The following is a 14,851-nucleotide window of genomic DNA, read 5'->3' as shown; positions in this document are numbered from 1 at the left end:
ACTTATCGGCCGCGTGATCAGAAGAACGTCAGGCCGGCCTGGAACAGCCGTTCCACATCACGGATGTGGCGTTTATCCACCAGGAACAGGATCACGTGATCGCCTGATGCGATGACCGTGTTGTCGTGGGCGATCAGCACTTCCTCATCGCGGATCACGGCGCCGATGGTGGTACCCGGCGGCAAGGCGATCTTGCCGATGGCGCGACCGACCACCTTGCTCGAGCGTGAGTCGCCATGGGCAATCACCTCGATGGCCTCGGCAGCACCTCGACGCAGCGAGTGGGCACTGACGATGTCGCCACGGCGGACGTGGGTCAGCAATGTGCCGATGGTGGCCAGCTGCGGGCTGATGGCGATGTCGATCTCGCCGCCCTGGACCAGATCGACGTACGCCGGGTTGTTGATGATGCACATCACTTTGCGCGCGCCCAGCCGCTTGGCCAGCAACGACGACATGATGTTGGCCTCGTCGTCATTGGTCAGGGCGAGGAAGACGTCGGCGTCATTGATGTTTTCTTCCACCAGCAGATCGCGATCCGACGCGCTGCCCTGCAGGATAATGGTGCTGTCGAGGGTGTCCGAGAGGTAGCGGCAACGCGCCGGATTCATCTCGATGATCTTGACCTGATAGCGGCTCTCGATGGCCTCGGCCAGACGCTCGCCGATGTGCCCGCCGCCAGCGATCACGATGCGTTTGTAGTTGTCATCGAGGCGGCGCATCTCGCTCATCACGGCGCGGATATGCCCACGCGCGGCGATGAAGAACACCTCATCGTCCGCTTCGATGACCGTATCACCCTGAGGCAGAATCGCTTGGTTACGGCGGAAGATGGCGGCCACACGGGTGTCGACATTGGGCATGTGGTTGCGCAGTTGGCGTAGTTCCTGTCCAACCAGCGGCCCGCCGTAATAGGCCCGTACCGCTACCAATTGCGCCTTGCCGCCGGCAAAGTCGATCACCTGCAGCGAACCGGGATGCTCGATCAGTCGCTTGATGTAGTTGGTCACCACCTGTTCGGGGCTGATGAGCACGTCGACCGGAATCGCTTCGTTGCTGAACAGACCGGAGCGGGTCAGGTAGACCGATTCGCGCACTCGGGCGATTTTGGTCGGCGTGTGAAACAGGGTGTAGGCGACCTGGCAGGCGACCATGTTGGTCTCGTCGCTGTTGGTCACGGCCACCAGCATGTCGGCGTCGTCTGCGCCTGCCTGACGCAGTACGGTGGGAAACGACCCGCGGCCGACCACGGTGCGGATGTCGAGGCGATCGCCAAGATCCCGCAAACGATCTGCATCGGTGTCCACCACGGTAATGTCGTTGGCTTCACTGGCCAGGTTCTCCGCGAGCGTGCCGCCTACCTGCCCTGCACCGAGAATGATGATCTTCACGCGATCGCTCCTGAAAGGCGGCTGTTAGCCGCCGCTTCCATGATGGCCGAGGCTTCTGCCTGGCACATTTACTGGTTCTGGCCGTTGGGTTGGGCCGCGATTTTTATCAGCTTGGCGTAATAGAAGCCGTCGTGGCCATCTTCCTGTGGCAGCAGCTGACGCCCATGGGACTGCGCGACGCCGAATCCGCTCGGCAGATCGAGTTCGCGCGCCCCTGGCATGCGCGCCAGAAACGCCTCGATCACCTCGCGGTTCTCGGTTGGCAGTACCGAACAGGTGGCGTAGAGCAGCACGCCTCCGACCGCGAGCGTCGGCCAGAGTGCATCGAGCATTTCGCCCTGCAAACTGGCCAGCGGCGCGATGTCATCAGCCTGACGGGCCAGCTTGATGTCCGGATGGCGGCGAATCACGCCAGTGGCTGAACAGGGTGCGTCGAGAAGGATGCGCTGGAACGGCTGGCCATCCCACCATTGATCGGTTGCCCTGGCATCGGCAGCCACCAGCGTAGCCTGCAGCTGCAGGCGGTCGAGGTTTTCCTGCACGCGCTGGAGCCGTTTGGGTTCTAGGTCCAGTGCCACTACCTCGGTCAGCTGCGGCTCGCGTTCGAGGATATGGCACGTCTTGCCGCCCGGCGCACAGCAGGCATCCAGCACCCGTTGCCCGGGTGCGAGATCAAGCAGGCCCGCGGCCAGTTGCGCAGCCTCGTCCTGAACGCTTACCTGGCCTTCGGCAAAACCCGGCAGCAGGTTGACATCGCAGGCCACGGCCAGGCGGATACCATCCTCGCTGTGAGTGCAGGCGAAGGCTTCAATACCTGCTTCCTGCAGCTCGGCGAGATAGGTGTCACGTTCGACCTGGCGACGATTGATGCGCAGCATCATTGGAGGATGCGCGTTGTTGGCCGTGCAGATCGCCTCCCAATAATCGGGCCAGTGGGCCTTGAGTGACTTTTGCAGCCAACGCGGGTGGGCAAAACGAATGACCGGGTCACGCTCAAGCTCGGCAAATATCGCCTCGCCTTCGCGCTGGGCATTGCGCAGCACCGCGTTGAGCAGCCCCTTGGCCCAGGGCTTTTTCAGCTTTTCCGCACAGCCGACGGTCTCGCCAATGGCAGCGTGCGGCGGGATGCGGGTGTAGAACAGCTGGTAAAGACCGACCAGCAATAACGCCTCGACGTCGCGATCGGCAGCCTTGAACGGTTTCTGCAGCAAGCGCTCGGCGAGCCCTGAGAGGCGCGGTTGCCAGCGCGCGGTACCGAACGCCAGCTCTTGTGTGAGGCCTCGATCACGGGCGTCTACCTTGCCCATTACATCCGGCAGGCTGCTGCCCAGCGAAGCCTTGCCCGACAACACCACCCCCAAGGCACGAGCCGCGGCCAGACGCGGGTTCATCGACATTATTCGAACGCCTTGCCGGGGGCGAATTGCTCCCGGCGGCTATTGAACAGATCGCTGAACGCCAAGGGTTTACCGCCTGCCAGCTGCAGACGTGTCAGCCGCAAGGAGCCCTTCCCGCAGGCGACTTCCAAGCCGTTCTTGTCGGCGCCAATGAGCTGGCCTGGTGTGCCGCGCCCGGTGCCCGATTCGGCTGCGTGTATTTTCACGGCTGCACCATCGAGACTGCTGTGGCAGATCGGCCATGGATGGAACGCACGCACCAGGCGCTCCAGCTCGTCCGCGGCACGTGTCCAGTCAAGGCGCGCTTCGTCTTTGTTCAGTTTGTGCGCATAGGTCGCCAGGCTATCGTCCTGAACCTCGCTGACAAGCGTACCGGCTTCAAGCGCGGCGACGGCCTTGATCACGGCATTCGAGCCGAGCTCCGCAAGCCTGTCATGCAGGCTTCCGGCGGTGTCGTCAGCCGTTATCGGCGTGCGAACCTTGAGCAGCATCGGTCCGGTATCCAGTCCCGCTTCCATCTGCATCACCGTCACACCCGACTCGGCATCGCCGGCTTCGATCGCCCGCTGGATGGGCGCAGCGCCTCGCCAGCGGGGCAGCAGCGAGGCGTGACTGTTGATGCAGCCGAGACGCGGCATGTCCAGGACCAGCTGCGGCAGAATTAATCCGTACGCCACCACCACCATCAGGTCGGCCTGCAGCGAAGCCAGCTCGGTCTGGGCAGCGGGATCACGCAGCGTCTGCGGCTGATGTACGGGAATGTCATGCTGCAGAGCGAGTTGTTTGACCGGGCTAGGCATCAGCTTCTGGCCGCGACCGGCCGGGCGATCCGGCTGTGTGTAGACCGCGATCACTTCGCGACCGGCGTCGATCAGTGCCTGCAGGTGCTGGGCGGCAAATTCCGGAGTACCGGCAAAAACGATGCGCATGGAAGAACTCGTCAATAAAAAAGGCTTGCTGCAGGCTGCGTGAAAACTACTGCGCTCGGTCATGCTGCGTTAAAAACAGCCTCAAAATGCTCATTTACAACGCGTAAACTGCGCTTTTTCGCCTGTTTTTGCCTAGCCTGACCTTCGCTCGCTACGTTTTCAAACAGCCTGCGCTGCAAGCCTTTGGGTCGGGAATCAAGCCTGCTGACGGTGAAGCTTTTCCAGCTTCTTTTTGATCCGGTCGCGCTTGAGATTGGAAAGGTAGTCAACGAACAGCTTGCCGTTCAGGTGATCGCATTCGTGCTGGATACACACGGCCAGCAGGCCCTCGGCAATCAGTTCGTAGGGCTGGCCATCGCGACCCAGCGCCCTGATCTTGACCTTCTGTGGTCGATCGACGTTTTCATAGAAGCCAGGAACCGAAAGGCAACCTTCCTGGTACTGCTCCATCTCGTCGGTCAGGAATTCGAACTCGGGATTAATGAAAACCCGCGGCTCGGACTTGTCTTCGGACAGATCCATCACCACGACCCGCTTGTGTACGTTGACCTGGGTAGCGGCCAGCCCGATGCCCGGCGCGTCGTACATGGTCTCGAACATGTCGTCGATGAGCTGACGAATGCCGTCGTCGACCACATCCACCGGTTTGGCGATGGTACGCAGGCGCGGATCAGGAAATTCAAGGATGTTCAGGATTGCCATATGCGTTTGTGATGCACTTATGGAATAAAGTCAAAAGCCGCTGCTAAGATGCCGGGCAGCTTGTAAACGGCTTAACGCCGCTTTCCACAAGGGTTTCTGCGGCGCTAGGGCGCTTTACGTGAAGGCACATCATAAAGGGATTCACCACATGAGGAAATCACTACTCGCCCTGCTGCTGGTGGCGGTTGGCGGCATGGCGCAGGCCGCTGTGGAGCTGAAGGATGGCCATCCTGAGCAATACACCGTAGTGAAAGGCGACACACTCTGGGACATATCCGCTCGCTTTCTCAGCGAACCTTGGAAGTGGCCGGAGCTCTGGCATGCCAACCCGCAGGTAGAAAACCCGCACCTGATCTACCCAGGCGACAGCCTGAGCCTGGTCTATGTCGACGGCCAGCCGCGGGTCATGCTCAACCGCGGCGCATCGCGCGGCACCATCAAACTCTCCCCATCCGTTCGCAGCACGCCCATGGCTGAAGCGATCAGCACCATTCCGCTGGAAGCCATCAACAGCTTCCTGCTGAAAAACCGAATCGTCGACAGTGCTGTGGAGTTCGACGGGGCGCCTTACATCGTTGCCGGAAACGCCGAGCGCGTCGTCAGCGGCACCGGTGATCGCATTTATGGGAGAGGCGAATTCCAGGACGGGATCGGTGTTTACGGCATCTTCCGCCAGGGCAAAACCTACGTGGACCCCGAGACTCAGGAGATGCTGGGCATCAACGCCGATGATGTAGGCACCGCTGAGCTGCTTGAGATGGAAGGCGACATCGCCACCATGATGCTTACTCGCGTCACCCAGGAAGCACGCATCGGTGATCGGATGTTCCCGAGCGAAGAGCGTGCGGTGAATTCGACCTTCATGCCGAGCGAGCCAAAGGAGCAGGTCAGCGGTGTGATTTTGGATGTGCCTCGCGGCGTAACCCAGATCGGCCAGTTCGACGTGGTGACCCTGAACAAGGGCGAGCGTGACGGGCTGAGCATCGGCAACGTATTGGCGGTATACAAGACCGGCGAAACCGTTCGCGACCGGGTAACCGGCGAAAACGTGAAGATTCCGGACGAGCGCTCCGGCCTGCTGATGGTCTTCCGTACCTACGACAAGCTGAGCTACGGGTTGGTGCTGCAGGCAACTCGCTCGCTGGCGGTGATGGACAAGGTCCGCAACCCCTGAGTTACCCGAGCCCCGCACAAGCGGGGCTTTTTTTCTGCTGATCACCACCGCATGGATGCGGTGCGACGAGACAAGGACGCTCTCTGATGCCCTCGATTTCCCCTGCCGAACTGGAAGCCCGACTTCGCCTGCATCTGCTGCCGGACGTAGGCCCGCGCCGGCTGCAGAAGCTGTTCAGCGCATTCCCTGATGCCTCATCTGCACTCAGCGCACCTGCCGCCGCCTGGCGCGCGCTGGGCTTACCTGCTAGTTGTGCCGAGCCCAGACGTAGCCCTGCCATTCGCGAGCGAGCCGCACTGGCGCTGCGCTGGCTCGAGCAGCCCGGTCATGAGCTGATGATGTGGGATGATCCACGCTATCCGGGATTGCTGGCAGAGTTGCCAGACGCGCCGCCACTGCTCTTTGTTGATGGAGACCCGAGTCTGCTGGAGCGCCCACAGCTGGCCATGGTTGGCAGCCGTCGTGCTTCCCGGCCCGGACTGGACAACGCCACGGCGTTCGCGCGGAGCCTGGCGGGTGGCGGTTTCGTGGTCACCAGCGGGCTTGCGCTGGGCATCGACGGCGCCGCGCATCAAGGTGCGCTGGATGTCGGTGGCAAGACGGTTGCCGTGCTGGGTACGGGGCTGCAATGCCTTTATCCGCGCCGTCATTTGGGTCTGGCCGCCCGTATCGTCGAAAACGGTGGCGCGTTGGTTTCCGAACTGCCGTTGGACTGCCCTCCGCAGGCGGCCAACTTCCCCCGTCGCAATCGCATCATAAGTGGCCTTTCGCTGGGTGTACTGGTGGTGGAGGCCAGCCCGTCCAGCGGCTCACTGATCACGGCGCGGCTCGCCGCCGAACAGGGCCGGGAGGTCTATGCAATCCCAGGTTCGATTCATCACCCCGGTGCTCGGGGCTGTCATCAGCTGATTCGTCAGGGCGCAGCGCTCGTCGAGAGTGTCGAAGACGTCCTCCAGGCGCTGCGTGGTTGGCAGCAAGCGCCGGCCCATTCCCAGCCGCAAACGCGTCCGGCCCACCCGTTGCTCGACCAGCTGCACGCGGCACCAATGACCAGCGAGACCCTGGCAGGCGCAGTTGCGCAACCGTTATCACAGGTGCTAGCGGAATTGACCGAGCTGGAGATCGAAGGACTGGTCGCCTGCGAGAATGGCCTCTGGATCGCGCGGGCAGGTTGAGGCTGGCTGGACGGCAACATGCGCTTGGGTACACTGCGCCGACTAATTCTGCGGAGGTCGCAATGGTCGGCAATTGGCGTATACAGCAGGCAGCCCGGGTAGTCAGGCGCGGCGGGGTGATCGCCTATCCGACCGAGGCCGTATGGGGGTTGGGTTGCGATCCATGGGACAGCGACGCGGTGCATCGGCTGCTGGCGCTGAAAGAACGTCCGGTGGAAAAAGGCCTGATTCTGGTGGCCGACTGCATCGAGCAATTCGACTTTCTGCTGGAGGATCTGCCAGAGCGCTGGCTTGATCGCCTGGCCGGCACCTGGCCCGGCCCGAATACCTGGCTGGTACCGCACCGCGAGCGACTGCCGGACTGGATCACTGGCAAGCACGACAGCGTAGCGCTGCGTGTCAGCGATCATCCGCTGGTGGCGCGGCTCTGTGCCCTTACCGGCCCGCTGGTTTCCACGTCGGCAAACCCTGCTGGCCGGCCTTCGGCGCGCTCGCGTTTGCGGGTCGAGCAGTACTTTCCGGCCCAGCTCGATGGCGTCCTGGGCGGCTCCCTCGGTGGGCGGCGTAATCCCAGCACCATCCGGGATCTTCGCAGTGGCGAGGTGATCCGTCCGTCCTGAGCCTTGGGATGGCTCAGACCAGACGAACAAACCCCGGGATCAGGGCAGCAGGATCGTCGAGCCGGTGGTCTTGCCGGCCGCGAGCTGACGCTGCGCCTCGGCGGCCTCGGCCAGTGGGTAGCGCTGACCGATTTCGACCTTGATCTTGCCGCTGGCGATCATCTCGAACAGTTCAGCCGCCATGGCACGCAGGCGCTCGGCGCTGTCCGCGTAGCCGGCCAGCACCGGGCGAGTCACGAACAGCGAACCCTTCTGAGCCAGCACGCCCAGATTGACTCCTGTGACGGCGCCTGAGGCATTGCCGAAACTCACCAGCAGCCCGCGCGGCGCCACGCAATCCAGCGAGACGTCCCAGCTGCTCTTGCCCACCGAGTCGTAGACCACCGGGCATTTCTTACCATCGGTCAGCTCCAGCACCCGCTGGACGATGTCTTCCTGGCTGCGGTCGATGGTTGCCCAGGCACCCAGCGCCTTGGCCCGATCGGCCTTATCTGCCGAACCCACCACGCCGATCAGTTGCGCGCCGATGGCCTTGGCCCACTGGCAGGCGATCGAGCCGACGCCGCCCGCGGCGGCATGGAACAGCACGGTTTCGCCCGCCTGAAGGTCGTGGACCTGCCGCAGCAGATACTGCGTGGTCAGGCCCTTGAGCATAACCGCCGCCGCCTGCTCATAGCTGATGCTGTCCGGCAGCTTGACCAGATGCCGCGCCGGCAAGCTGTGGTGCTCGCCGTACGCACCCAGCGGTCCGGTTGCATAAGCCACGCGGTCGCCCACTTTGAAATCTGTTACGCCTTCGCCGACTGCTTCGACCTCACCGGCCCCTTCGGTGCCCAGCCCTGAGGGCAGGCTCGGCGGCACATAAAGGCCCCCTCGAAAGTAGGTATCGATGAAATTCAGACCGACCGCGTGGTTGCGCACGCGGACCTCACCGTCTCCTGGCGCGACGACCGGCGCATCGACCTGTTCGAGAACCTCGGGACCACCGTGCTGGCTGAATTGGATGCGCTGCGACATGTCGACTCCTGGCAAATGCAAAGGAGCCTATCCAACGCTTCCAGGCTGCGTTCGTCAATTAGACGGGTGATATGCTTGCCGGCCCTTCTGTTCCCGCATGGCCGAGTCTGTCCTTTCGAGGCCTACTCGCGGCCACATTGCCAAGGTGAATTCGTGAACGAGCGTACCGAAGCCGTCAAAGCCTACCTGCTCGATCTGCAGGACCGAATCTGCGTCGCCCTTGAAGCCGAAGACGGCGGTGCTCGCTTCGTTGAAGATGCCTGGACACGCCCCGCAGGCGGCGGTGGCCGGACCCGGGTGATCGAAAACGGCGCACTGATCGAAAAGGGCGGCGTGAACTTCTCCCATGTCCACGGCACCGGTTTGCCACCCTCGGCCAGTGCCCATCGCCCTGAGCTGGCCGGCCGCGGCTTCGAGGCGCTGGGCGTGTCGCTGGTGATCCATCCGGAAAACCCCTACGTGCCCACATCCCACGCCAACGTGCGCTTCTTCATCGCGGAAAAGGAAGGCGAAGAAGCCGTCTGGTGGTTTGGCGGCGGCTTCGACCTGACACCCTATTACGGCAATGAGGAAGACTGCATTCACTGGCACCGCGTCGCTCGGGACGCCTGCGTGCCCTTCGGGGCCGATGTCTATCCGCGCTACAAGGAATGGTGCGACCGTTACTTTCACATCAAGCACCGCAACGAGCCGCGCGGCGTTGGTGGATTGTTCTTCGATGATCTCAACGACTGGGATTTCGACACCAGCTTCGCCTTCATGCGTGCCGTAGGTGATGCCTACCTCGATGCCTATCTGCCCATTGTCCAGCGCCGCAAGGCGATGGCTTTCAGCGAGCGCGAGCGCGAATTCCAGGAGCTGCGTCGCGGTCGCTACGTGGAGTACAACTTGGTCTACGACCGCGGCACCCTGTTCGGCCTGCAATCCGGTGGGCGCACCGAATCGATTCTGATGTCGCTGCCGCCGCTGGTGCGCTGGGGGTACGACAAACATCCCGAGCCCGGCACGCCGGAAGCGCGACTCACCGACTATTTCCTGCAGGATCGCGACTGGCTCGGCGAGCAGCCCTGAGCGCGTTTCGCCCGTAATCGCTACGACATCAGGAGCTTCAATGGACCGCTACGGCGTCTTCGGCAATCCCATCGGCCACAGCAAATCACCGCAGATCCATCGTCTGTTTGCCGAGCAAACCGGTCAGGACCTCAGCTACGAGCCTTTGCTAGCCCCGCTCGAGGACTTTCCGGGCTTTGCCCGTGACTTCTTCGCCCAAGGCCATGGCGCGAATGTCACCGTGCCGTTCAAGGAGCAGGCTTTTCGTCTCGCCGACCAGTTGAGCGAGCGAGCGCAGCGGGCTGGGGCCGTGAACACCCTGAAGAGGCTCGAAGACGGCACGCTGCTCGGCGACAACACCGATGGCATCGGCCTGGTACGTGATCTGCTGGATAACGCCGGCGTGGTGCTGCAGGGCAAGCGCATCCTGCTGCTGGGTGCAGGTGGCGCCGTGCGTGGCGTGCTGGAACCGTTACTGGCGCAACGCCCGGCTGAACTGGTGATCGCCAATCGCACGTTGAGCAAGGCGCAGCAGCTGGCGGGCGAATTCGCGGAGCTGGGCCTGGTGAGTGCCGCCGCCTTCGATGAGCTTACCGGCGACTTCGATGTGATCATCAACGGCACCTCGGCCAGTCTTGGCGGCGCGCTGCCGCCGTTGAGCGAAAGCCTGGTCCGTGCCGGTGAAACCTTCTGCTACGACATGATGTACGGCGCCGAGCCAACGCCTTTCTGCGCCTGGGCTGCCAGCCACGACGCGCAGGCGCGTGATGGTCTGGGCATGCTGGTCGAGCAGGCGGCAGCGGCATTCGAATTATGGCGGGGGGTGCGGCCCGAGTCGGCGGCGGTGCTGGCGCAGTTGCGCCGTCAGCTGTCTGGCTGATCGACCGACCGTAGAGGTTTGTTCAAAAGCGGAAGTGAATCTGCTGATGCAGGTGCTGCGGGCTTTCCAGCTCATCGACCATGCCGGCGGCGATGCGTCTTAGCTGCACGCGACGATCATTGGCGGCGAGGCCTTCGAGGTTGCTGAAGTCTTCGATGGAGAGATCTTCGCCGTCGGTTTCGGCATCCACCAGGGTCCATCTGAGCGGGTGTTCGGACAATCGCTGCAGGGCGGCGGCAACAGGCGGTTCGTCACCGTGGGTGCTGAGGTCTGCGACCAACAGCAGCCGTTCAACGCCTACTTTTGGCAAGCCGACGAGCAAGGCATCCATCGCCTGATGGAAATCATGCGGATGGTCAGCAGCGCTGTCGTTCGTTGGCACCGACGGGCTGTCGAACAGGCAGATGACCGCGTCCATACCGGCGACACTTTGCGACACACTGATGGCATCGAATAGATCGCCGGGTTTAGCTCTCAAGCCGGGGCGCACGGTCATGGAGTTGAGTTCGTCGACCAGGGCCACGGCCTCGTGCTGACGGGTCAGCAATTCGCATAACAACGCGTTGCCCAGGCTCGAATGCGCTCCGAAGAGCGCGAATTTGAGCCGGGGCGTCTCGGCATTGAGCATGCGCGGTGCAGCCTTAGCGGCGGGTGACCAGGTAGCCGATCAGCGCCACGGCGCCGGCGGCCAGTGCCACGGTGCTCATTGGATGTTCACGGGCGCAGTCCTTGGCCATGCGGCTGGCTTCGCGGCTGCGCCTGGACAGGTCACGGCGGTGCGAGTCGAAGTCTGCGTCATTCCACAGCGATTCGGCGCGCGAGCGCAGCGAATCAAAGCGATGCCGCGAGTTGCGGGTCGCGTCGTCCTTCAGCTCGTCGAGCGCAGTCATCAGGTTGTGGATTTCATTTTCAATTTCGTCGCGGGTGGTGGGCTTGCGGCTGAAGCGGGACATGGTGTTTCTCCCCAATGAGTGTGCAGGTTTGACCCCATGATCGTTGGAAGGTGCAGCGACATCGGGTCCTGATAGGTAGCGGACCCGCTCTGCACCCTGGGGTTCCCGTTGATCGGCTCGATTGCGGCGGCGGTCTTCGCTGCCGATAGCCAGAAAATGCTGCTTCTGAGCCGGAAAGGGCGGCAGAAAGGGCTTCAGAGCGCGGTCTGTGATGTTCTTCTACACTCCGAATGCCCCCTTGGCGTTGCGCTGATATGTCGCTGCGGTTCGAGTGTGATTAAACCCGCCCTGCGGCGAACAAGCGAAGCGGCGTGTCATGAACGAGACGGGATTGGCGCTGAACGCGCCGAAATATAAAGCTGCAACCCCCTTATTTGTGAACGGGGTTTACCTATAATGCGCGCCGCGTCTGTTGTTCAGCGGCGCTTCATATCCAATTGCCAATTCATCGGTGTCTATCTTGAAAGTACGTCAAACCCTCCTCGGCCTGCTGCTCGCGTGCGGCGGTGCCATGTTGTCGCCCTCCGTCACCGCTGCATCACAAACTGCCATGCAGCAGGAACTTGCTTCAGGCAGTGCGCTGGTCATCGACCTGAAAACCAACGAAGTGCTTTATTCCAGCAATCCTGATTTCGTCGTGCCCATCGCTTCGGTGACCAAGCTGATGACCGCCATGGTCACGCTGGATGCCAAGCTCCCCCTCGATCAGCGCCTGCCCGTGACCATCCGCGATGCGCGCGAAATGCAGGGTGTGTTTTCCCGAGTGCGCATCGGCAGCGAAATCAGCCGCCGGGAAATGCTGCTGCTGACGCTGATGTCATCCGAGAACCGCGCCGCGGCCAGCCTTGCTCATCACTACCCCGGTGGTTATGGCGCCTTCATCAAGGCGATGAACGCCAAGGCCGCCGCGCTGGGCATGACGCGCACGCGCTACGTCGAGCCGACGGGTTTGTCCGAACAGAACGTGTCCAGCGCCAATGACCTGGTCAAGCTGCTCAAGGCCAGTCAGGCCTATCCGCTGATCGAGCAGTTCAGCACCACCTCGGAAAAGACGGTTGCCTTCCACAAGCCCAACTACACCCTGGGCTTTCGCAACACCAACGCGCTGGTACGCAAGCCTGACTGGAGCATCCAGCTGACCAAGACCGGCTTCACCAACGCCGCCGGCCATTGCCTGGTCATGCGCACCGTGATGAACAAGCGCCCCGTGGCCTTCGTGGTGCTCGACGCATTCGGCAAGTACACCCACATGGCGGATGCCAACCGCCTGAAGAAGTGGATGGAGACCGGAAAGGTGACCCCGGTGGCACCAGCGGCCCTGGCCTACAAGCAGCAGAAAATGGCCGAACGCCAACTGGCCGGTCAGCCGGCTGACGCAGCGGCCGCGGTTATCGGTACACGCTGATCTGCCACAGCCTGTCGTAACAGCGGCATCATCGAAGTCTCTGCCGGCGCATGCCAGTCGACGTTATCGCTATTCGAGGGAGCGTTCCTTGAATCGGAACGCTCCGTGTGCGCCGGCCCGGCCTGCTCAGCCGCCACGATTGCCATAGGCGGCTTCGTTGTCGTCCTGCTCGGCGGCAGCGGCCAATTCTTCGTGCAGATGACGTTTGAGTCGGGCCAGCGACGCGGCGTCCCAGCCTTCGGGCGTAGTCACCAGCAACCAGGCATCGGCGTAATCAGCCGGTGCATAGACGTGGCCAAATCCGAGCGGAGTGGGCGTCGTCACCGCCATGTCCACGGCCAGCTGCAGCATGGTCACCAATGGAAACCAGCGCAGCGCGGGCGCGACGTCCGGGCCGCGCGGCGCGCTTAACCAGTCCGGCCGGCGCCAGGCGTAGCGGTAGTCGAAAAAGGTGATCGGATCACTGGCGTACTGCAGATAAAGCAGCCGCATAGGCCCCCAGGGCGCGTTAGCCGGCTCGGGTGTTCCCTGTTGATTCATGAACCGCACGAAGCGGCCATCACGAAACTGTGGCCGCCATTCCGGGCTCTGCGGTGTACGGTCAGCCGTGATCCTGCGCCACAGTTCGCTCTTGAACGGCGGCCCGCTCCACAAGGCACCCTGGAAAGGGTCGCCGAGCAACTCATGCAGTTCCCATGAGCGTTGCGAATGCAGCGCGCCGAGGCTCAGCCCGTGCAGATACAGTCGCGGCCGCTGCTCCGGTGTCAGCGCGCTCCAGTATTGGTACACCTCGGCGAAGAGCGCCCGCGCCACATCCGCACCGTATTCGGCTTCGACCAATAGCGAGAGCGGGCTGTTGAGATAGGAATACTGCAGCGCAACACTGGCAATGTCGCCGTGGTGCAGGTATTCGACGGTGTTCATCGCAGCGGGATCGATCCATCCGGTGCCGGTCGGCGTCACCAGCACCAGCACGGAACGCTCGAAGGCGCCGGTGCGTATCAGCTCGCGCAGGGCCAGCCGGGCGCGGTCAGCCGGAGCTTCAGCCGCACGCAGGCCGACATAGACGCGAATCGGCTCCTGTGCAGCGCGGCCACTGATGGCGGCAATGTCCTCTGCTGTCGGGCCTGTGGCGATGAACTCCCGGCCCGTGCGACCCAGTTCGTCCCAGCGCAGCAATGAGTCCTGACTGCCACTCTTGAGCGGTGACTCGGGCTGGGCCGACTCAGGCTCGATCAGCGCGTCGTATTGGGCAAACGAGGCGTCGAGGGCGCGCAGAGCCTGGGTCACCAGCACATCGGTCACCAACGACCAGACCAGCGCCAGGGCCAGCAGCACGCCAATAACGTTGGCGATGCGACGCGGCAGAAAGCGATCGGCACGACGGGTGATGAAGCGCGACAGGAAGCGATAGATCCGTGCCAGCAGTAGCAGAATCAGAAAGGTCGCCAGTGCGGTCAGGGCGACTTCAAGGAGATGCCCGCTGGTAACCGGCGGCATGCCCATCAGCACGCGTACTGAGTTCTGCCAGCCCGTTACCTGACTGAGAAAATAGCCCGCCAGTGCCGTACAGACGATGGCGATGCCAATGTTGACCGTGCCACGCAGCCGCTCTGGTGGGTCCGTCAGCCCCATGTAATGCCAGACCCAGCGGAAGAACACTCCCAAGCCATAACCGGCAGCCAGCGCCGCGCCAGCGAGAACGCCCTGGCTCAACGTGGAGCGCGGCAGAAGCGACGGCATCAGCGCTGCACAGAAAAACAGCGTGCCCAACAATAGGCCGAAGCCCGATAGCGTGCGCCAGGCGGATAACGAAGCGCGAAGCCTCATCGGAACTCCCAAGCTTCGACAATGATTGAGATGACGACGGCGGCCGTCTGGTCTTTTCGAGGCGTTCGGGTCGTCACGGTTCCCTGCTCGGTCTACTCAACGCCTCGTAAATGGCCAACGATATCTATCACCCAGTATCGGCCCAGTACCGTCTGTAGGAGCCAGCTTGCTGGCGATCTTTTCGCCACGCCGCGGAGGCCCGGATCGCCAGCGAGCTGGCTCCTACGAAAAGCGTGGTGGAGCGGCCTGACGTTGAGCTGGGTGCAGCCATGCTGCTTTCGTTGAAAGGGTGATCGTGAGGACACGATATCTATCACCCAGTACCGGC

Annotated in this window: 14 protein-coding genes; 6 read left to right on the top strand and 8 right to left on the bottom strand. The window is 62.6% G+C overall.

The annotated features are described in order from the left end of the window. Positions 1-17: 17 nt before the first annotated feature. The 4 genes from trkA to def all read right to left on the bottom strand — a co-directional run bounded on the left by trkA (position 18) and on the right by def (position 4,419). Complete coding sequence (trkA, locus tag NA619_RS23245) at positions 18-1,391, bottom strand: Trk system potassium transporter TrkA (RefSeq protein WP_255964177.1); 1,374 nt, start codon at positions 1,389-1,391, stop codon at positions 18-20. 68 nt (positions 1,392-1,459) lie between these two features. After that, positions 1,460-2,782 carry a 16S rRNA (cytosine(967)-C(5))-methyltransferase RsmB gene (gene rsmB / locus NA619_RS23240; protein WP_255964199.1) on the bottom strand — a complete coding sequence of 441 codons (1,323 nt, stop codon included), beginning with the start codon at positions 2,780-2,782 and terminating at the stop codon, positions 1,460-1,462. 5 nt (positions 2,783-2,787) lie between these two features. Beyond that, positions 2,788-3,717 carry a methionyl-tRNA formyltransferase gene (gene fmt / locus NA619_RS23235; RefSeq protein ID WP_255964175.1) on the bottom strand — a complete coding sequence of 310 codons (930 nt, stop codon included), beginning with the start codon at positions 3,715-3,717 and terminating at the stop codon, positions 2,788-2,790. Positions 3,718-3,912: 195 nt separating this feature from the next. Then, a complete protein-coding gene (def, locus tag NA619_RS23230) occupies positions 3,913-4,419 on the bottom strand; it encodes a peptide deformylase (protein ID WP_255964173.1) in 507 nt (168 codons plus the stop codon). Positions 4,420-4,567: 148 nt separating this feature from the next. Here def and NA619_RS23225 point away from each other — a divergent pair, with 148 nt between their 5' ends. The 3 genes from NA619_RS23225 (at position 4,568) to NA619_RS23215 (ending at position 7,388) form a co-directional block, all read left to right on the top strand. After that, entirely contained in the window at positions 4,568-5,593 is a 1,026-nt protein-coding gene (locus NA619_RS23225) for a LysM peptidoglycan-binding domain-containing protein (RefSeq protein WP_255964171.1), read from the top strand. Between the two features lie 86 nt (positions 5,594-5,679). Then, positions 5,680-6,768, top strand: coding sequence for a DNA-processing protein DprA (gene dprA, locus NA619_RS23220; protein ID WP_255964170.1), 1,089 nt, complete (start codon positions 5,680-5,682; stop codon positions 6,766-6,768). Positions 6,769-6,830: 62 nt separating this feature from the next. After that, on the top strand, positions 6,831-7,388 hold the full coding sequence (locus NA619_RS23215) for an L-threonylcarbamoyladenylate synthase (RefSeq protein WP_255964168.1): 558 nt from the start codon (positions 6,831-6,833) through the stop codon (positions 7,386-7,388). Positions 7,389-7,427: 39 nt separating this feature from the next. Here the strand turns inward: NA619_RS23215 and NA619_RS23210 are convergent, their stop codons facing one another. Next, the gene (locus NA619_RS23210) at positions 7,428-8,405 is read right to left on the bottom strand and encodes a quinone oxidoreductase family protein (RefSeq protein WP_255964166.1); all 978 of its coding nucleotides are present in this window, start codon (positions 8,403-8,405) and stop codon (positions 7,428-7,430) included. Positions 8,406-8,558: 153 nt separating this feature from the next. Between NA619_RS23210 and hemF the strand changes: the two genes are divergently transcribed. Both hemF and aroE read left to right on the top strand, forming a co-directional pair. Further along, positions 8,559-9,476 (top strand): oxygen-dependent coproporphyrinogen oxidase, encoded by a 918-nt coding sequence (gene hemF, locus NA619_RS23205; protein ID WP_255964165.1) that lies wholly within the window; start codon positions 8,559-8,561, stop codon positions 9,474-9,476. Between the two features lie 40 nt (positions 9,477-9,516). Next, positions 9,517-10,335: a shikimate dehydrogenase gene (gene aroE, locus NA619_RS23200; protein WP_255964163.1), complete on the top strand. Its 819-nt coding sequence runs from the start codon at positions 9,517-9,519 to the stop codon at positions 10,333-10,335. Between the two features lie 22 nt (positions 10,336-10,357). Here the strand turns inward: aroE and NA619_RS23195 are convergent, their stop codons facing one another. Together NA619_RS23195 and NA619_RS23190 are read right to left on the bottom strand one after the other, a co-directional pair. After that, a complete protein-coding gene (locus NA619_RS23195; protein WP_255964162.1) occupies positions 10,358-10,963 on the bottom strand; it encodes an NAD(P)-dependent oxidoreductase in 606 nt (201 codons plus the stop codon). 13 nt (positions 10,964-10,976) lie between these two features. Further along, positions 10,977-11,288 (bottom strand): glycine zipper domain-containing protein, encoded by a 312-nt coding sequence (locus NA619_RS23190; protein ID WP_255964160.1) that lies wholly within the window; start codon positions 11,286-11,288, stop codon positions 10,977-10,979. Positions 11,289-11,748: 460 nt separating this feature from the next. On the opposite strand from NA619_RS23190, the gene pbpG reads away from it, so the two are divergent. Next, entirely contained in the window at positions 11,749-12,693 is a 945-nt protein-coding gene (gene pbpG, locus NA619_RS23185; protein WP_255964159.1) for a D-alanyl-D-alanine endopeptidase, read from the top strand. A 126-nt stretch (positions 12,694-12,819) separates the two neighbouring features. Here pbpG and NA619_RS23180 read toward each other — a convergent pair whose 3' ends face one another. Next, on the bottom strand, positions 12,820-14,523 hold the full coding sequence (locus NA619_RS23180; RefSeq protein WP_255964157.1) for an alpha/beta hydrolase: 1,704 nt from the start codon (positions 14,521-14,523) through the stop codon (positions 12,820-12,822). Positions 14,524-14,851: the final 328 nt, after the last annotated feature.

Origin of the sequence: Stutzerimonas stutzeri, from assembly GCF_024448895.1 — a bacterium.
Classification (GTDB): domain Bacteria; phylum Pseudomonadota; class Gammaproteobacteria; order Pseudomonadales; family Pseudomonadaceae; genus Stutzerimonas; species Stutzerimonas stutzeri_Q.
The sequence above is the reverse complement of the archived record's forward strand: the minus strand, read 5'-3'. Positions and strand labels throughout refer to the sequence as shown.

What these genes read in the sequence shown, in the direction of transcription:
- rsmB (WP_255964199.1), bottom strand. Translation starts at nt 2,782, where the DNA reads ATGAACCCGCGTCTGGCCGCGGCTCGTGCCTTGGGGGTGGTGTTGTCG.
- fmt (WP_255964175.1), bottom strand. Translation starts at nt 3,717, where the DNA reads ATGCGCATCGTTTTTGCCGGTACTCCGGAATTTGCCGCCCAGCACCTG.
- def (WP_255964173.1), bottom strand. Translation starts at nt 4,419, where the DNA reads ATGGCAATCCTGAACATCCTTGAATTTCCTGATCCGCGCCTGCGTACC.
- NA619_RS23225 (WP_255964171.1), top strand. Translation starts at nt 4,568, where the DNA reads ATGAGGAAATCACTACTCGCCCTGCTGCTGGTGGCGGTTGGCGGCATG.
- dprA (WP_255964170.1), top strand. Translation starts at nt 5,680, where the DNA reads ATGCCCTCGATTTCCCCTGCCGAACTGGAAGCCCGACTTCGCCTGCAT.
- NA619_RS23215 (WP_255964168.1), top strand. Translation starts at nt 6,831, where the DNA reads ATGGTCGGCAATTGGCGTATACAGCAGGCAGCCCGGGTAGTCAGGCGC.
- NA619_RS23210 (WP_255964166.1), bottom strand. Translation starts at nt 8,405, where the DNA reads ATGTCGCAGCGCATCCAATTCAGCCAGCACGGTGGTCCCGAGGTTCTC.
- aroE (WP_255964163.1), top strand. Translation starts at nt 9,517, where the DNA reads ATGGACCGCTACGGCGTCTTCGGCAATCCCATCGGCCACAGCAAATCA.
- NA619_RS23195 (WP_255964162.1), bottom strand. Translation starts at nt 10,963, where the DNA reads ATGCTCAATGCCGAGACGCCCCGGCTCAAATTCGCGCTCTTCGGAGCG.
- NA619_RS23190 (WP_255964160.1), bottom strand. Translation starts at nt 11,288, where the DNA reads ATGTCCCGCTTCAGCCGCAAGCCCACCACCCGCGACGAAATTGAAAAT.
- NA619_RS23180 (WP_255964157.1), bottom strand. Translation starts at nt 14,523, where the DNA reads ATGAGGCTTCGCGCTTCGTTATCCGCCTGGCGCACGCTATCGGGCTTC.